A 16869-nucleotide genomic window follows, 5' to 3' on the forward strand; every position below is an offset into this window, starting at 1 on the left:
ACCACTCAAAAGGACTTGACCGGATGAGTTGGAGCTCCACGTATGAGTGTCGGTGCTCATCGGGAGGTCAATCTCCAGCGGTTCGTCGTCGATCACCTCGCTTCCCATGGGTGGTTGGCATCCAAGGGGAACGAGGGCTACGACAAAGAGCGTGCCCTGTTCGTCCCCGAACTGTTGGGGTGGTTGGAGGAGACGGACCCGGACAACTACCACCGGATCGTGCCCAAGGACGGCCCTGAGACGGCGGTGGCCAAGGGGCAGAACCGGATTCTCGACCGGGTGGCCAAAAAGCTCGCAGCGGAGGAAAAGCACGGCGGTGGCACCCTCAACGTCCTGCGCAACGGGGTGGATGTGGCAGGTGTCAAGAAGTTCAGCCTGGTGCAGATGCCGCCGGCCAACGACAAAAACCCCCGCCTGACCAAACGGTACGAGCAGAACCGTCTCCGGGTCGTCGAAGAGCTCGTCTACTCCACCAGGCACGGCAACCGGCTGGATTTGACCTTGTTCGTTAACGGCATCCCCGTGGCCACTGTGGAGATCAAGACGGAGTTCACCCAGTCACTGGATCAGGCAATGACCCAGTACCGTACCCAGCGCCTCCCCAAGGGCGAACCCCTGCTCACGGCTGGGCGAGGTGCCCTGGTGCACTTCGCGGTCACCGACCGGCGTATCGCCATGACCACCCGGCTGGAGGGACCGTCAACGGTGTTTTTGCCGTTCAACCAGGGCCACAACGGTGGAGCCGGCAACCCGCCCTCAGAGACGGGGCATGCCACCGGCTACTTCTGGGAGGACATCCTCGACCGCGACACGTGGCTGACGATTCTGACGAAGTTTATCTACACCAACCACCAGACCAAGACGGATCCGATCACCGGCAAGATCACCACGACCTCCCAGATCCGCTTCCCCCGCTTCCACCAGTGGCGGGCAGTGTCCAAGATCGCCGCTGCCGCCGCGGTAGAGGGTCCGGGGAACGACTACCTCATCCAGCACTCCGCAGGCTCAGGCAAGACCGACTCGATTGCCTGGACCGCCCACCGCCTGGCCTCCCTCCACGACGGGGCAGGGGAGAAGGTCTTTGACACCGTCTTCGTCATCGCTGACCGGCAGGTCCTTGACCGTCAGCTCCAGGACGCGGTGAAACAGCTCGAGAGTGTTCCCGGTACCTTCCAGGCCATTGACTCTGGTGGGGACGGGTCGAAAACGGCCCGGTTGACGCACGTGCTCACCAGCCGGACGGCAAAAATCGTCGGGGTGATCCTGCAGACCTTCCCCCATGCTCTGGCGGCGTTGAAGGACCCGGCGAACCAGGAGCAGCTGTCGGGCAAGCGGTTCGCGATCATCGCCGATGAGGCACATTCCTCTCAGACGGGAAGTTCCGCGAAGGCCGTCCGGGAGATGCTCTACCTCACCCAGGACACCCAGGAGTTTGACCTGGAGGAACCAGGAGCTGACCAGGATGCTCTGGCGGCGATGGCCGCTCAGAGCGATGCCGGCAAGCGGTTGAGCTACTTCGCGTTCACTGCCACCCCGAAGGCGAAGACGATGGAGTTGTTCGGCCGGCGAAACCCCGCCACCCAGGAGTTGGAGCCGTTTGACCTGTATCCGATGAAGCAGGCCATCGAGGAGGGGTTCATCCTCGATGTGCTCAAGAACTACACCACCTACGAGATGGCCGCCCGCGTGGCACTCAAAGGCACCACGACCGTCGGCGCCGAAGCCGACGGGGCACAGGGCACGCTGGGGGGAGACGCCAGTGATGGGGAGGTGGATGTTCGGCAGGGCACCCGCGCCTACATCAACTTCGTCGAACTGCACCCCACCAATGTGGCCTCCAAGGTTGATGTTATCCTCGACCACTACCTCTCCACCGTCCAGCCTCATCTGGGTGGCCGTGCCAAGGCCATGGTGGACACCGATTCCCGGGCAGCCGCGGTGCGCTATGCCAGGGCCTTCGACAAGGCGATCACCGACCGGAACCTGCCCTTGCAGACGCTGGTGGCGTTTTCCGGGGAAGTCCCCGACCCGGACGTCTCCTCCCTGCCCGGGACCCCGCAGAAGATGGTCACCGAGACCAGCATGAACCCGGCGCTGAAGGGGCGGGATCTGGCGAGTGTGTTCGCCCAGGACGGGCAGAACATCCTGGTGGTGGCCAACAAGTACCAGACCGGGTTCGACCAGCCCCTGCTGGTGGGCATGTACGTCGATAAGCAGCTCTCGGGTATCGCTGCGGTGCAGACCCTCTCGAGGCTCAACCGCCGGGCACCGGGCAAGACCGACACCTATGTCCTCGACTTCGTCAACGACGCTGAGCGGATCCTCGAGTCGTTCAAGACCTTCTACGAGGCCGCCCATATCGAAACCGAGTCCGACCCGGACCTGGTTGCTGATCTGATCGCCAAGTTGGAGGCCCAGCACATCTTCACCTGGTCCGAGGTGGATCAGGTGTGGGCCGACTGGTCGGCGAGACCGACCACCATGGCCCGCAAGCACGCCCAGTTCTCAGCTCACCTGGCACCTGCCGTGGAGAGGTTCGAAAACGCCTGGCACCAGGCGGTCCTCGCGCAGGATGAGGAGCGACGGGAGGAGCTGCTCGACTTCAAGGCGGTGCTGTCCCAGTGCGTCAAGGCCTACTCGTTTTTCAGCCAGATCCTCCACTTCGGAGACCCCCGCTATGAGAAGATGTCCGTTTTCGCCGACCTCCTGGCCAAGCTGCTACGCGAGTTCACCGCAGATGCCGAAAAGCCTGAGCCGGTGGATGTCTCGGATGTGGTGCTCACCCACTTCCGGTTGGAGAAGATCCGGGAAGAAGACGACCTCGGACTTGCCACCACCGACGGTGACGCCCCAGGTCTCCACGGCATGACTGAGGCCGGCCTGGCGAAGGCGAGGGAATCGGAGCATGCCAGGAAGGCGGAGTTGATCGAGAAGGTCAACAAGTACTTCGGCGACCTGGAGGCCAAGGACGAGTACAAGGTCAGCTTCATCCAGACCCTCCTGGCTGAAGCCGCCGACCACCCGGAGTTGGAGGTGCAGGCCAAGAACAACTCCAAGATCGATTTCGCCAGCTCCCCGCAGTTGCAGGTCATCCTGGAAGACGCGCTGTGGCAGCACGAGGAATCCTCCAATGAGGTCCTCAAGGCCGCCCGGGAGATGACGACCCTAAAGCTGGTGGAGATGGTCATGGAGTTCGGACTCTTTGAGCGCCTCAGAGACGAGGACACTGGCTAAGCGTCTTGAGACACATGGTGTGAGGCGTCAAACCCCCTGTAGACACCTGGAGGAGTCCCAGCGCGGAGAAAAGCAGGTGCGGTAGGAAACAGATGGTGACTACTGATGTCCACAGCTAGACTGAAGATGTCCGACCCCCACACGTGGTGGGTCCTATCTACGAAGGAAGCGTCATGGCGGTATCCCCGGAAAACCTCTCGGTTGCCCTGGCTGTTCTGGGGTCACCGGAGGAGGCTGTCTCCACGGACACCGTATGGGGGCAGACAGAGATCTTCTATCCTGAACGCTGGACAAAGCGATGGCCGGAGGGACTTTCTCTTCCTTGGTTCTTGGAGAGGGAGGAGTCGGCTCTTTCGGTGTCCCGCCAGAGGCTGTTCGAGCTCGGGGAATCCGTGGAGACGGAAGAGGACGCCGTGAGCTTCTACGTCGCTGTGTGCTCCTGGGGGGCTGGTACCAGCGCTCTGCAGACTTCCCGGAGTGTCCGTCCGCTTCACGAGCCCGGCGCGCCTGAGAAGCTCCTGGAGGGATTGAGGTTCGCTTCTTCTGGGTCTGGGGTCGAGGGGTACGCGATGTTCGGCCATTCGGGGCCAGCCAAGATCAAGGGGTTGGGGCCGGCCTTTTTCACCAAGTTGCTCTACTTCGCGGCTGGACGGCCCACACCGGTGGATACCCGACATCCCCTCATCCTTGATCGGCGGGTGGCCATGGCGCTCCAATGGAAGAAGACCGATGGATGGAGCACCGCCGAATACTCCGACTACCTCGACCTGGTGGAGCAACTCCACGAACAGTGGCGGCCGGACCTTCCCACCGACGTCATCGAGTACACCCTTTTCCATGCTGGACGCACTCCGGACGCTCCCAGCATCTAAGAGACGACCGCCCTCAGCATCGGGTCTATCCCCTGATCAGGGTCCTGTGGCCGCATCGGTACCCCTGCGGCCTCGTCTACTGGCGGCAGGTCTCCGCGGTGCCGCCGGCCTCCATGCAAGCCCAGAAGCGATCGGTGATGGTCCCTTCATCGACATACCCGGGGTAGGAGGTCCCCTGTTGATAGCAGTAGTCGGTGTACTGGGTGGTCCCGTCCGACATCAAGGTCGGCCCGGGGGTGCCGAAGAGACACTCGACGATGTAGGGCTCGGCAGCAGGTTCCACGTAGTTCGGGTTGAGGACAGCGCCGCATCCGGTGGCGGGGTTGACGAAGTTGGGCCATTGGTCCGGGGTCCCGGAGTAGCAGACCTCGCCGTACTGCTCACCGGGGTTCATGTAGGTCGCTGTGGGCGAGGCTGGCTGGATGGGTGGGGCTGCTGGCTCTGCCGGCACCGAGACAGGCTCTCGTGTCTGCTCGGCCTCCGGGGTCTCCTCTGAGCTGGTCTCGCTGATCGAGGGGGCCTGGGAGGAGGACGAGGGGATGCTCGTTGTCGAGGAGGCCGAGGACTCACTGGTCGGTGCCTCGTCCCCGAGATCGTTGCCACTGGCACACCCAGCAAGAGCCAGGAGGGTAACGCCGGCAAGAGCCGCCAGCGAGCGTCGAACATTCACCTTGAGAGGTCCTTTCAGAAAGCCTGCACCAGTCACAGGCCGGACCAGGCAGGAAACCCACTACTTCCTCCGCCGCCGGTACGACACCCCGCGACCACCTACACCTCGTAGGTTGTTGTGGCAATGACCTTAGTCGCCCGCCCGGCGCGCCGGGGAATGTGGGTGACACTTCCTGCGTGGGTGTTTATCGCGTCGGGCTCAACACTGCCAAGGCCGACAACCGTGAGGGTTACGGGGTTTGGCATCCTGCCACGAGATGCCCGAGGAGATTGTGCCCGTATAGTCGGGGTAATAAAGGAGAGTGCTCTTCGGTACCGAGAAGAGCGCGCTTGATTGGGCTCATAGGGCCACCTGCGCCATGGCGATCGGCATCCGGCCCTCCTGGCTTAACAGGGGGAGATTGGACGCTTACGGGAAAGTTACGGGAATGGTTGCGGGGGTGGGTCTTTCAGAGGGGTGTTGAGCAGCAAGAATGGCACCATCGGGGTGAGTTCCCGGCAGCTCCACCGTTAGGCCCCCTGAACAGCACTTGTTCAGGGGGTATTTGCATGCCCCTTAGTCCCCCAGTATCTCGGGAGTGGCTTTCACCTTTTCGGGACTAATGGTATTGTTTGACTAGTCAGTCAATTAATGATGGATGGAGTTCCTAATGGCCAGAAAGGTTGACCCAGAAAAGGTTGCTCAAAAGAAGGCAGAGATCGCCGAGGCAGCAGCTCGCTTGTTCGCCTCCCACGGATACGAAAACACCAGTGTCACCCAGGTTGCCAAAGAGGTTGGTACCAGCCCGGCGAGCATCTTCTATTACTTCCCGGACAAGGCCTCCCTGTTTCGTGCGCCCTTCGAGGATGACGTCCCCAGAGCAGAAAAGTTGATCGCGCAGCACCAGGACACCGCTGACCCCCTCACATCGATACTTGAGATTGTCGAAACTCTCGCCGCCGACGCCGCCTACCCCTACGCTGCGGGCATGCTCGTCGAGTCATTGCGGCGCATGGGGCATGATCCAGAACTCATCGCAGTGTCAGAAAATGCCTCAACCACCCAGAAAATAGGTCTGGCTGGGTTAGTTAGGAAGGCTATTGATGCCGGTCAGATAGACAAGACGCTGGACCCTGAACATACCGCTGGTTGGCTACTGTGCATCGTCGATGCCTGTTATCTCAATGCGGAACCGGGACACGATCCATCTTCCGAGGTGCGAAGAACTGTTCTGGGCTATCTCAAGGGTGCAGCGGCATGAGCGAATCCACGAGCAATACCATCACGGTTGGCATATCTTCCAGATACCTCACAGTGTTCACCGCAGGTGGGGCGCTGATTGGCTTAATCTCCTCGTTCATCGTAGGCCCCGTCGTTTCCTGGCTCTTAAGCCTCATCGGTGATGCGCCAGGGCCGTTGCGTCTTGCTGCCGAGCTGCCCCTCGCCTTGGCCATCCCCGTGCTCACGATCATCGGCGCGGTAGCTGGTTTTCTCATCGCGTCCAGCTGGATTCGGGATGCCGGAACCATTGACGTCGGGGGGGATGGGTTCACCGTTCATAAGAAAGACTCTCACCTCTTCATCGCCAAAGATCGGATCGCCTACGTCGTCGCGGAACAGGGTTCTCTGGTCCTCATCGATGACGACGGCTGTGAGCTATTTCGGGGCCCGCTGGACAAAGACTTGATCCCCGGACTCAGGGGTGCACTGGAGAGGTGTGGCTACCCGCCGCTCGCCGAGGCTGACCCTTTCGATTCGGAATTCACTACTTGGGTCGACGGTGACGGACGGTTGGACGGCGACCTCGAGGATCTGTTGCGCACTCGGAGGAGGGCATTGGCTGATAAGCATCCCGGTGCCGCCGAGGCCGCCCTGGAGGAACTCCGTGAGAAGGGCATCATGGTCCGTGACCGCGATGATTGCCAGCAGTACCGGGTGAATAAGAGATGTTAGCTCAGCTCGATATACCATTGCCGTGCTCGTGCCGTGGTGGGGTGTTGAGAGTCTCCACCTCGGCGAAACGGTTAACGCGCCAGTCACCGATGTTAACTGACTGCCCTGTTCATGCTTATAGAACCAACGAGAGAGTTGAGGAAGATACATGTCGGAGACTGACCCTTTAGCACTCGCTCAGCTCATTGCCGTGACAGCTAAACCGCCGGCCGTATTTGGCCGCATCCCCATCGAAGACCGAGTGCTGGACATCCTCCTTGATGATCTAGTCGAGACCCACGCAGTAGTCGATTCGGCGATGAAAGAAGCGTTCATTGAGTTCTTTGTCGATGCTGGGGAGCTCGACGCCCATTGAACCTGAGTGCCCAGAGGATGCGTTGACGCAGAAAAACATTTGGGCCTTTGCAGGCATGGATCCAAGAGTTGAACTCGAGCCTCTCCTCGCGGCTCGTCGATCCACAACGTGACTATCGGCTCGTCGCGCCTTTCCCTCAGGCTGAATTTGGCGGTGGCGCTAATGACTAGGCGCAGGCCTGGGGTGTGCTCAAAGGTTCTGCTTGGCCGAGGTTTTGCCTAGGCTGCGTGGGGCCCGCGCCCCCACCCGAAGTCCTCGAAGGGATCGAATCCGCGGAACCCGCGGCGGGCCTTCCCGAAGTATCCACGCAGCTTCTTGCGCTGGGATTCTAGGGCAAGATATTCGCGGAAGAATACATCATCCGGGCGTCCTTCATCGTGGGGTCCACCGTGATGACCACGCCGACGCCTGCCATGAGGGCCTTCGTGGCGCTGTCCATGTAGCCCTTCGTGAGGTCCGCGCCCAAAGCCGGGTCCGCCGCGGTGCCAAGAATCGGCACGTTCGCGGATTTCCGGGAACTGCTCCTCCAGCGAGGAGATTACTTTCGCGGTGAGGTCTGCATACGTTTGGCGTTCTTCGACGGAGAGTACGTCGAAAGGATCTTCCATGGATAGTGAGTCTATTTCGGCCGCAGCTTCGCGTCCGGCCTCGGTGAGCTCGATGAGGAAGGAACGCCTGTCGGCATCATCGCGGCGGCGGGTGACCAGGCCGTTGGCCTCGAGCTTTGAGACCAGTTCGCTCAGAGACTGAGGGCGGACGCCCAGCATGTAGGCAAGGCTCTTTTGCGTCAGTGGGGATTGCAGAGCGAGGATTTGCAGCACACGGCCTTGACCGGAGCGGATTTCCCCGCGGAAGCCTCCGTGGCGGCCGCGCCCGCCGTGTTCGCGCCGTTGTACTCGGTCAGCTATGCGCAGCAGAACGAAGAGTTGTCCGATCTGTGCCGACAGGTCGGCGTCATCGCCAGTGAAGTCGGGGTTAGAGGTGTTGTTTGCGTCAGTCATGAGTTCTCCTTTGAGTTGTGTAGGTGCCTGACTTTCTTAATAATACACAGGTACCGAACTATGTCAACAGGTACCTGATTAATACTGGGTTGGGTGGAGGGTGCTCGGTGAAGGCATAATTAGTAGACAAACCTCTTGCACACCCCGCGGTAGGCGGCGAGCGTGAGGTCGACGTCTTCCAAGTGGATGCACTCGTCGTGGCTGTGTAGTTCTTCGTTGACTTCGGCCAAGAAGCGTCCGCGCGCGTGGAGTGAGAAGCCATAGCCAATTCCGCCCATCCGGCGGCCGAAGCGAAGGTCGGAGCCGCCGGCAGCGTAGACCGGGATGACGGATGCCTGGGGGAAGAACTCGCCGTAGGTGTCTACCATTGCCTCCCATAGTGGACCTTCCGCCGGGGAAGTGGAGGGCGGCTCGTGGGTAAGGCGCTCAATTTCGATAGTGTCGGAGAGATCCCCTAGGGCTGCGCGAATCATAGCGTCGACGCTGTCGGCGGTGTCACCAGGTAGGGCCCTGATGTCCAGGTTGAGATAGGCGTGCGAGGGGATGACGTTGACGGAGCTTCCAGCGCGCAGGCCTGTTAAAGCAATGCTGTTATGGCTGAAAGACAGCGCGAAGGTGGTGAGATCGCCAAAGGTCTCATAGGCCTCATCATCGGCGGCATCAGCTACTAGCGCTGCGGTTGTTGCGGGATCGAAGTGAAAGGCCTCGACAAAGCGGGCCCACATGTGGTCGAAAGCAGCTGGAGGTTCGAAAGATCCTATGCGCTGGGCCGCGTCCGCGAGGGCGAGGATTGAGGAGTGCTTTTTATAAGGCATCGATCCGTGTCCCGTATCGCCGCTGGCGTGTAGGCGCCTTTGGAAAACTCCTTTCTCGCCGACGTTGATAACCAGCGCGTCACTTCCATCGCGCACGGGCAGGTGGGATCCGCCCATCTCGGAGAGGCAGTTCTTCCAGGAGAAGGCTTCGGGGTGGTTCTCTGCGATCCAGCGCGCGCCGAGGCCGCCGCCGTTTTCCTCATCTGCCAAGGCGACGAAAGTGACGGTCCCGCGGGGAGGGTTGCCTTGCTGGGCCTGGATGGCAATCTCGCGCACGGCGGTGGCCTGGGCGGCGGTGATGAAGAGCATGTCTAGGGCGCCGCGCCCGTAGAGCACGCCGTCGACTATTTCGGCCCCGAAGGGTTCATGGATCCACTTGTCCTCGTCGACGGGCACCACGTCGATGTGTCCGAGCAGGGTCAAGGGTTCGGCGCTGGGGTCTGAACCGGGGACGGCGAAGGCTATGGAAACTCTTCCGGGGAGCGGCTCGAAGCGCTGGACTTGGGCCCCGGAGCCTTGGAAATATTCCTCGAGAAGGTCTGCGTTGCGTACCTCGTGACCACTTCCGGGGGTGCCGTCGTTGACACATCTATTGCGTATGAGACCTCGGAGAAGTTCCAAATTTTCTGCCTGTATATCCATGGGAGAGTGGATCCTTCGCGCCTTTCGTGGTTTGCTTGTACCGCGACAATATTAACTGTCGACCTATAGAAAAGGAAATGTTTAACAACACTACCTGCACTTCTGTGATGCCCGTTACATTAATGTAGGGTTATGAAAAGCATTTCTCAATTCGAACAAGAATCCGTGCGAAGCCGAAGGAGGCGCCGTGGAGTTAAAAGAAGAAAACCCCAAGAAGCAAGAATACGTCCAAGAGAAGGACTCTGGCTCTGGGGGGAGCAAAACGGGGGCCATAGATAGGTTCCTGTCCGGGGTTGAATACCTGGGAAACAAACTTCCGCAGCCTTTCACAATATTCTTGTTCTTGTTCGTCCTCACGGGCGTTATTTCATCCATTCTTGCTTGGAATAGCGTCACCGTTGTGATTCCCGGCACCGACGAGGAACAGGCCGTCAAGGGCCTGTTTACCGGCGAGGGCCTGACGTGGTTTACCACCACGATGGGCGCGAACTACATCAACTTCCCGCCGCTGGCCACCGTTCTGCCCATCATGTTGGCAGTTGGTGTGGCAGAGCGCTCGGGAATGCTCTCTGCGCTCATTCGTAGGCTTTTCGGCTCCGCAAAGGGCTGGGTCCTGCCTTATGCGGTTGGCATCATCGGCGTTACCGCCTCGATCATGGCCGACGCCGCGTTCGTCATCGTCCCGCCCCTGGCGGCCATGGTGTTCAAGGCGGCTGGCCGCCACCCCGTGGCCGGGCTCATCGGTGGCTTTGCTGCCGTGGGTGCCGGATACTCCACCGCAATGGTTCCCACCTCGCTGGATGCCTTGTTCGCCGGTATCACCGGTGCTGTCATGGAGACCCTCCCCGGTGTCCACTTCAGTGACGTCAACGCGATGTCGAACTACTTCTTCAACGTTACTTCTTCCATCGTCCTCGGCATCTTGGCCGGCTTCATCATCGCCCACGTGGTTGAGCCACGCATGTGGAAGCAGAACATCCCCACTGAGGAGCATGTCGATGCAGAGGACGCCGCCGAGCGCGGCGATCGGAACGAGGATGGCGAGGAAATCACCGCTGAGCTCAAGCCCATCGAAAAGAAGGGCCTTGTCTGGACCGGTATCGCCACGATCATTGTGGCAGCCATAGTCATCGCAGCCATCCTGGTTCCAGGCTCGCCCTGGCGCAACGAGACCGGTGGTTTCTTGCCTAAGTCTCCGCTGATGAGCTCCATCGTATTCTTGGTGTTCTTGTTCTTCCTAGTATTCGGCGTGGTCTACGGCCGAGTTGTGGGTACGGTCAAGGGCATCGGCGATGTGGTCAATATGATGATCGGCGCACTCAAGGACATGATGAGCTTCCTCATCTTGGCCTTCATCTTGGGTCAGTTCGTGGCGTTGTTTGCCTGGACCGGCATCGGTGCTTTCACCGCAGTCAAGGGCGCGGCCTTCCTCGAGTCGATTGGTTTGACCGGTTTCCCGGCCATCTTTGCCTTCATCGTCCTGGCTTCGCTGCTCAACTTGCTTATCATCTCTGGTTCCTCGATGTGGACGCTCATGGCCGCGGTGTTCGTGCCCATGTTTGCTCTTCTTGGCTATGAGCCGGCCTTCGTGCAGGGCGCGTTCCGCGTAGGTGACTCTGCTACCCAGATCATCACCCCGCTTAATCCGTACATGATTGTTATGTTGGGATTCCTGCAGCGCTATGAACCAAAGGCGGGCCTTGGAACGCTGATTTCGCGGCTGATTCCTTTCGTTATTCCCTTCTTTATCGCGTGGACTCTTGTCCTGGCGGTGTGGTTCTACGCCGATCTTCCGCTCGGCCCCGGCAACGGAATTATGATTGAAGGATAAGAATAGTGAGTCAGAACAACAGTTTCGAAGCTTCAACGCCGGTTAATAAGCCTTCTACCGCGTACCTAGACGCGATGGAGCAGTCCATCTTGGCCAAGGTGGCCGCAGCGCACGAGGAGGCCGCGGTCGATGACCGTGAGTCCTATCCTGGGCAGCAGGCCTTGTGGGAGGAGGCGTCGGCAAGCGCGGATGCCAACCAGCCCCTAGCGGAGATGATCGTGCGCGACTTGCATGATCATCCTGAGACCGCTTTCGAGGAGCACCGCTCGATGGCTCTGCTCAGCGGCATCGCCTCTGAACGCGGCTTCCCCGTTGAGCGTGGCGTTTATGGGGTTCCCACCGCCTTCGAGGCCGAGTGGACAAGCCCCGGCTACGACCCGGTGGTCCACCCCACGGTCGCCATCATGGCGGAGTACGATGCTCTGCCCAACATCGGCCATGCCTGCGGGCACAACGTCATCGCGGCCGCCGGAGTGGGTGGATTCTTGGCGGCCACGCAGGCTATTTCGAGCTTGGGTGGGGTGGAAGGGCGCATCCTGATCCAGGGCACCCCTGCTGAGGAAGGGCACTCCGGCAAGGAATACATGATTCGCGGTGGCAGCCTGAAGGGAGTGGATGCCGCTGTTATGATCCATGGCTTCGGCTACGACATCGGCTCCCAAGCCTGGGTGGGTAGGCGCAGCGTGCAGGTGACCTACCGCGGCGTCGCGGCCCATGCGAGCAGCCAGCCTTTCATGGGACGGAACGCGCTGGACGCAGCCTCTTTGGCCTATCAGGGCATAGGGCTTATGCGCCAGCAGATGCCGCCTAGTGACCGCGTTCACGCGATCATGAACGGCGGCGACCGGCCTTCGATCATTCCCCGCGAGGCGCACATGCACATCTTTGCTAGATCCTTGGGAACGGATACCCTCATGGATCTCTCGCGCCGCGTCGACGATATCGTGCGAGCCGCTGCCGTCATGGCTGGGGTGGAGGTGGAGGTCGAATGGGACGAGCACCCCATGACCTTGCCTGTGCGTAATAACGAGATTATGGTCGAGCGGTGGACTAGGGCGCAGGCCCTGCGCGGAAGGACGGCCTTGCCTGCCGGAACCGTGCCCGATACCGTGGCCGCCTCCACCGACTTCGGAAACGTTTCGCACTTGGTTCCAGGAATTCATCCTATGGTCAAGGTCTCGCCTTCCGACGTCGCCTTGCATACGGAGGCCTTCGCCGAGTGGGCGCAGACCCCGGCAGCCGTGAGCGCGGCGGTCGATTCCGCGGCGGGACTCGCGCAAGTCGCTATTGACTTCCTAGCGGATCCACAATTCCGCGCCTTGGCGCAGGCGGAGTTTGACGCACAAGGTCCAGTTTCCGTGCAGGAGCTTTTGGGGGAGTAGAACCGAATATTTCGTCGCTCCAGATACAGGGGCGTGGTGCCGTGGGGGCACCCGCCCCTGTTCCTCTGCGCAGGGACAACAAGCAATTAGGACACAAGAACGTTGCATATTGTTGAGTACTTAGGGTTGGTTCAGTTAAGTTAAGTGAGTACTCGCTCAATCTGAAACGTCTACAAAGGAAAATATGGTCCACAAGATTCGTCGTTCTCTAATTGCCTCCGTGGCGGCAGCAGCACTCCTGCTCTCCGCCTGCTCTAACTCGGAAGGGGAAGGAACCTCATCGAGTGCTTCCTCTGCCGCCGCTGGAGATTCCACCGCCACCGCTGCAGCCGGTGAGCTGAAGATCGAAGACAACTTCGGCGAAAAGACCGTAACCCTTCCGGTCGAGCGCGCTGCAGTCACGGATAACCGCGCTTTCGAAATCCTCTCAGACTGGGATGTCAATATCGTCGCCGCTCCGAAGAAGATCATCCCCGCCTCTTTGCGTGACCGCTACGCCGACGTCGAGGTAGACTTGGGCAACCACCGCGAGCCGGATCTAGAGGCTTTGGTCGCCACCGACCCAGATCTGGTCTGGAATGGTCAGCGCTTCGAGCAGCACCAAGAAGACATTGAGAAGCTTTTGGACGGAGTTCCCGTCCTCGATTTTGAGCCGCGCGATGACAAGGACTTTTCCTCCGAGCTCAAGCGCCATGCCACCGCTCTCGGCGAGGTATTCGAGCACGAGGCCGACGCCGAGGCACTCATCGCCGAATTTGATGCCGCAGTTGAGCGCGCCAAGAAAGCCTATGACCCTTCCAAGAAGGTCATGGCCGTCAACACCTCCGGCGGAGAAATCGGCTACATCGCCCCAGGCATTGGCCGTACCTACGGTCCGCTCTTCGATCTCATTGGGATGACCCCTGCGCTTGAGGTTGCCAACAGCTCCGAAGACCACGAGGGCGATGACATTTCCGTCGAGGCCATCGCAGAATCCAACCCGGACTGGATCCTCGTCATGGACCGTGACGGCGCCGTCGCCTCCGAGGAAGACGGCTACACCCCTGGCGGAGACCTGGTGAAGAACAACGCGGCGCTGCAAAATGTCACCGCTGTCAAGGAAGGTCAGGTCTACGTCGCCCCGGCCGATACCTACACCAATGAAAGCATCATCACGTACACCGAGATTCTCAACGCCATGGCTGATGCCTTCGAGGCCCAGAAATAAGGATCCTCAGTAACATGCGCGAGACTTCAACTCACCAATTCTCTTAACCGGAAAGCTCTCTTCGGGGAGCTCTCCGGTTTTGGTGTGAGTAACGCAGAAAGCGACAAAGCCTAAAGCAATGAAAGAAATGACAAGCACACCCACGCGCACACCCACGCGGGCGCGGCTTTTTGATTGGAAGCTCCTGCTGGGAATAGCAGGGGTCATCGCGTTGATGGCAATCTCCCTTATGGTGGGGGAATATGACATCTTCGGGCACGATGATGGCGCGGAAATGTTTAATACCACCCGCGTTCCCCGCACCATCGCGTTGATGCTGGCCGGCGCGGCAATGGCGATGAGCGGCCTGGTGATGCAGCTGCTCACCCAGAACAGATTCGTCGAACCCACTACGACTGGAACCACGGAATGGGCCGGTCTAGGCCTGTTGGTTTCTCTGGTGTTCTTGCCCCAGTCGAGCATTCTGGGAAGAATGATCGTCGCGGTGATCTTCTCCTTTGTGGGCACGATGGTCTTTTTTGCTTTCTTGAGGCGCGTAAAGCTGCGTTCTTCCCTCATCGTGCCCATCATCGGAATCATGCTGGGATCTGTCGTCAGCGCCGTGTCCTCCTACTTCGCTTTAGCCACCGACATGCTTCAACAGCTGGGCATTTGGTTCATGGGCTCTTTTACCTCCGTCTACGAGGGCCAATACGAGGTGCTGTGGGTCGTTGTGGTGGTACTCGTCGCGGTTTTCTACTTCGCTGACAAACTCACTGTTGCGGGCCTGGGGGAGGACATTGCGACCAACGTAGGGCTCAATTACAACCGCCTCATCCTCATCGGAACTGGGTTGATTGCCGTCGCCACCGGTGTTGTCACCGTTGTTGTCGGAGCACTGCCCTTCTTGGGGCTTATCGTTCCCAACGTGGTGAGCATGTTCCGCGGCGATGACTTGCGTTCGAACCTCCCGTGGGTGTGCCTACTCGGTATTGCCACCGTAACGGTCTGTGACCTCATCGGTCGCACCATCATTGCGCCTTTTGAAATGCCCGTCTCGGTGATCCTCGGGGTCATCGGTGCCGTCGTATTCGTCTTCCTGATCGTGAGGTCGACCCGTGAACGCAAGTAGTAATGTTGGTTCCTTCCAATCGCGGAAGGCAGTGCGAAAGTACTGGGTTATTCTCGGCATCTTGTTGGCCGCTGGTGCGCTATTTGCCTTTGGACTCTTGGCCTATGGCAACCCGATGGAGTTTGGCACCCGCAAATTTTGGCTCATTGCCCAGCGCCGCGCCGATGCCGTCATTGCTATGGCCGTCGTCGCAATCTGTCAGGCCACGGCCACCGTGGCTTTTCAAACGGTGACCAATAACCGGATTCTAACTCCGTCAATCATGGGCTTTGAGTCCCTTTATGTGGCTATCAATACCGCCACGATCTTTTTCCTCGGCGCCGCCGGGCTCAATACTGCACGCAATCTCAACGGATTCTTGTTGCAGATGGCATTGATGATTTTGCTCTCCCTCATCCTCTACTCGTGGCTGCTGACGAGCAATCGCAATAACATGCACGCGATGCTCTTGGTCGGCGTGGTCATTGGCGGCGGGCTCGGCTCGCTGGCCACATTCATGCAGCGCATGCTCACCCCCTCGGAGTTTGACGTGCTCACAGCGCGCCTTTTCGGTTCCGTGAACAACGCCGAGTCGGAGTACTATCCCATCGCCATTCCGCTCATGTTGGTGGCCGCGTTGGGTCTGTACCTCAACTCTCGGCGCCTCAACGTGATTTCTTTGGGCCGCGATACCGCCACCAACTTGGGCGTCAATCACAAGTTCAATGCCATTTTCACCCTTGTGCTGGTTTCCATACTCATGGCCATTACCACCGCCTTGGTGGGGCCGATGACTTTCTTAGGTTTCTTGGTAGCGACCTTGGCTTATCAATTCTCCGATACTTACGACCACCGCTACCTCTTTCCCATGGCGGTAGCTACGGCTTTTGCTGTATTGACCGCAGCATACTTCCTCATGCAACACGTCTTCTACGCCCAAGGTGTGGTCTCCATCATCATTGAGCTCGTGGGCGGCTCAGTATTCCTGTTCGTAATCTTGAGAAAGGGACGCCTGTGATCAAGCTATCCGAAGTCCGCAAGCAGTATTCTAGTGAGACTGACATTGGGCCGGTAAGCCTAGAGATTCCCGCTGGCGGCATCACCGCACTTATCGGTCCCAACGGTGCCGGAAAATCGACGCTTTTGACCATGGTTGGTCGCCTCCTAGCCATGGACAGTGGCACGATCGAGGTCGGGGGCAGTGACGTCACGACGACCAAGTCGAAGGAATTGGCCCGCGTGCTCTCCATCCTGCGACAGGAAAACCACTTCATTACCAAGCTAACGGTGCGTCAACTCGTAGGTTTTGGGCGCTTCCCCTACTCGCAGGGCCGGCTAAGTGAGGCCGACGAGGAGATAGTGTCCAAGTACATCAACTTCCTGCACCTTGATCAGCTCGAAAACCGGTACCTCGACGAGCTCTCAGGGGGACAGCGCCAGCGCGCCTATGTAGCTATGGTGCTGTGCCAGGAGACTGACTACGTGCTTCTCGACGAACCACTAAACAACCTGGACATCGCCCACTCGGTGGAGATGATGAAGCACTTGCAGCGTGCCGCACGCGAGTTCGGGCGCACCATCATCGTGGTTTTGCACGACATCAACTTTGCTGCGAGATACGCGGATTATGTCTGCGCAGTAAAAGATGGTTCCATCGTTGCCTTCGGCGGGGTAGAGGAGATCATGCGCGATGAGGTGCTCACTCCCATCTTCAATACGCCCATCACTGTCATTGAGGGGCCGGATGGGCCATTGGCCTGCTATCACTAGGTTTGGCACCTGACTGCAGACCCTTGGCATACACAAGAGCGCTTTATGTGGTTTGTGCTGGGGATTTG

General features: G+C 59.5%; 14 protein-coding genes. 11 read left to right on the forward strand and 3 right to left on the reverse strand.

The window, feature by feature from the left end:
* Positions 1-42 precede the first annotated feature (42 nt).
* Positions 43-3234, forward strand: coding sequence for a type I restriction endonuclease subunit R (locus tag B2696_RS08405; protein ID WP_286954981.1), 3192 nt, complete (start codon positions 43-45; stop codon positions 3232-3234).
* Between the two features lie 143 nt (positions 3235-3377).
* Positions 3378-4106, forward strand: a complete 729-nt coding sequence (locus B2696_RS08410) for a hypothetical protein (RefSeq protein ID WP_286954982.1) — start codon at positions 3378-3380, stop codon at positions 4104-4106.
* Between the two features lie 76 nt (positions 4107-4182).
* Here the strand turns inward: B2696_RS08410 and B2696_RS08415 are convergent, their stop codons facing one another.
* A complete protein-coding gene (locus B2696_RS08415; RefSeq protein ID WP_286954983.1) occupies positions 4183-4776 on the reverse strand; it encodes a hypothetical protein in 594 nt (197 codons plus the stop codon).
* Between the two features lie 649 nt (positions 4777-5425).
* Here B2696_RS08415 and B2696_RS08420 point away from each other — a divergent pair.
* From B2696_RS08420 to B2696_RS08430, 3 genes are all read left to right on the forward strand, one after another.
* Positions 5426-6016: a TetR/AcrR family transcriptional regulator gene (locus B2696_RS08420; protein WP_075729385.1), complete on the forward strand. Its 591-nt coding sequence runs from the start codon at positions 5426-5428 to the stop codon at positions 6014-6016.
* Positions 6013-6708 carry a YqeB family protein gene (locus B2696_RS08425; RefSeq protein WP_276623054.1) on the forward strand — a complete coding sequence of 232 codons (696 nt, stop codon included), beginning with the start codon at positions 6013-6015 and terminating at the stop codon, positions 6706-6708. Before B2696_RS08420 ends, B2696_RS08425 begins: the two co-directional genes overlap by 4 nt.
* A 148-nt stretch (positions 6709-6856) precedes the next feature.
* Positions 6857-7063, forward strand: a complete 207-nt coding sequence (locus B2696_RS08430) for a hypothetical protein (protein WP_286954984.1) — start codon at positions 6857-6859, stop codon at positions 7061-7063.
* 218 nt (positions 7064-7281) lie between these two features.
* Here the strand turns inward: B2696_RS08430 and B2696_RS08435 are convergent, their stop codons facing one another.
* Positions 7282-8064 (reverse strand): MarR family winged helix-turn-helix transcriptional regulator, encoded by a 783-nt coding sequence (locus tag B2696_RS08435; protein ID WP_075729388.1) that lies wholly within the window; start codon positions 8062-8064, stop codon positions 7282-7284.
* Between the two features lie 119 nt (positions 8065-8183).
* Positions 8184-9521, reverse strand: coding sequence for a M20/M25/M40 family metallo-hydrolase (locus tag B2696_RS08440; protein WP_286954985.1), 1338 nt, complete (start codon positions 9519-9521; stop codon positions 8184-8186).
* A gap of 271 nt (positions 9522-9792) precedes the next feature.
* On the opposite strand from B2696_RS08440, the gene B2696_RS08445 reads away from it, so the two are divergent.
* The 6 genes from B2696_RS08445 (at position 9793) to B2696_RS08470 (ending at position 16801) form a co-directional block, all read left to right on the forward strand.
* Complete coding sequence (locus B2696_RS08445; protein WP_286954989.1) at positions 9793-11352, forward strand: AbgT family transporter; 1560 nt, start codon at positions 9793-9795, stop codon at positions 11350-11352.
* 74 nt (positions 11353-11426) lie between these two features.
* Positions 11427-12734, forward strand: a complete 1308-nt coding sequence (locus B2696_RS08450; protein WP_286954990.1) for a M20 family metallopeptidase — start codon at positions 11427-11429, stop codon at positions 12732-12734.
* Between the two features lie 184 nt (positions 12735-12918).
* The gene (locus B2696_RS08455; RefSeq protein ID WP_286954986.1) at positions 12919-13941 is read left to right on the forward strand and encodes a siderophore ABC transporter substrate-binding protein; all 1023 of its coding nucleotides are present in this window, start codon (positions 12919-12921) and stop codon (positions 13939-13941) included.
* A gap of 127 nt (positions 13942-14068) precedes the next feature.
* The gene (locus B2696_RS08460; RefSeq protein WP_286954987.1) at positions 14069-15052 is read left to right on the forward strand and encodes an ABC transporter permease; all 984 of its coding nucleotides are present in this window, start codon (positions 14069-14071) and stop codon (positions 15050-15052) included.
* On the forward strand, positions 15039-16049 hold the full coding sequence (locus B2696_RS08465) for an iron chelate uptake ABC transporter family permease subunit (protein ID WP_286954988.1): 1011 nt from the start codon (positions 15039-15041) through the stop codon (positions 16047-16049). Before B2696_RS08460 ends, B2696_RS08465 begins: the two co-directional genes overlap by 14 nt.
* Entirely contained in the window at positions 16046-16801 is a 756-nt protein-coding gene (locus B2696_RS08470) for an ABC transporter ATP-binding protein (RefSeq protein ID WP_075729394.1), read from the forward strand. The genes B2696_RS08465 and B2696_RS08470 overlap by 4 nt, the downstream gene beginning before the upstream one ends.
* Positions 16802-16869 lie beyond the last annotated feature (68 nt).

The organism is Corynebacterium sp. UBA4397 (assembly GCF_002390965.1).
Lineage (GTDB): Bacteria > Actinomycetota > Actinomycetes > Mycobacteriales > Mycobacteriaceae > Corynebacterium > Corynebacterium flavescens.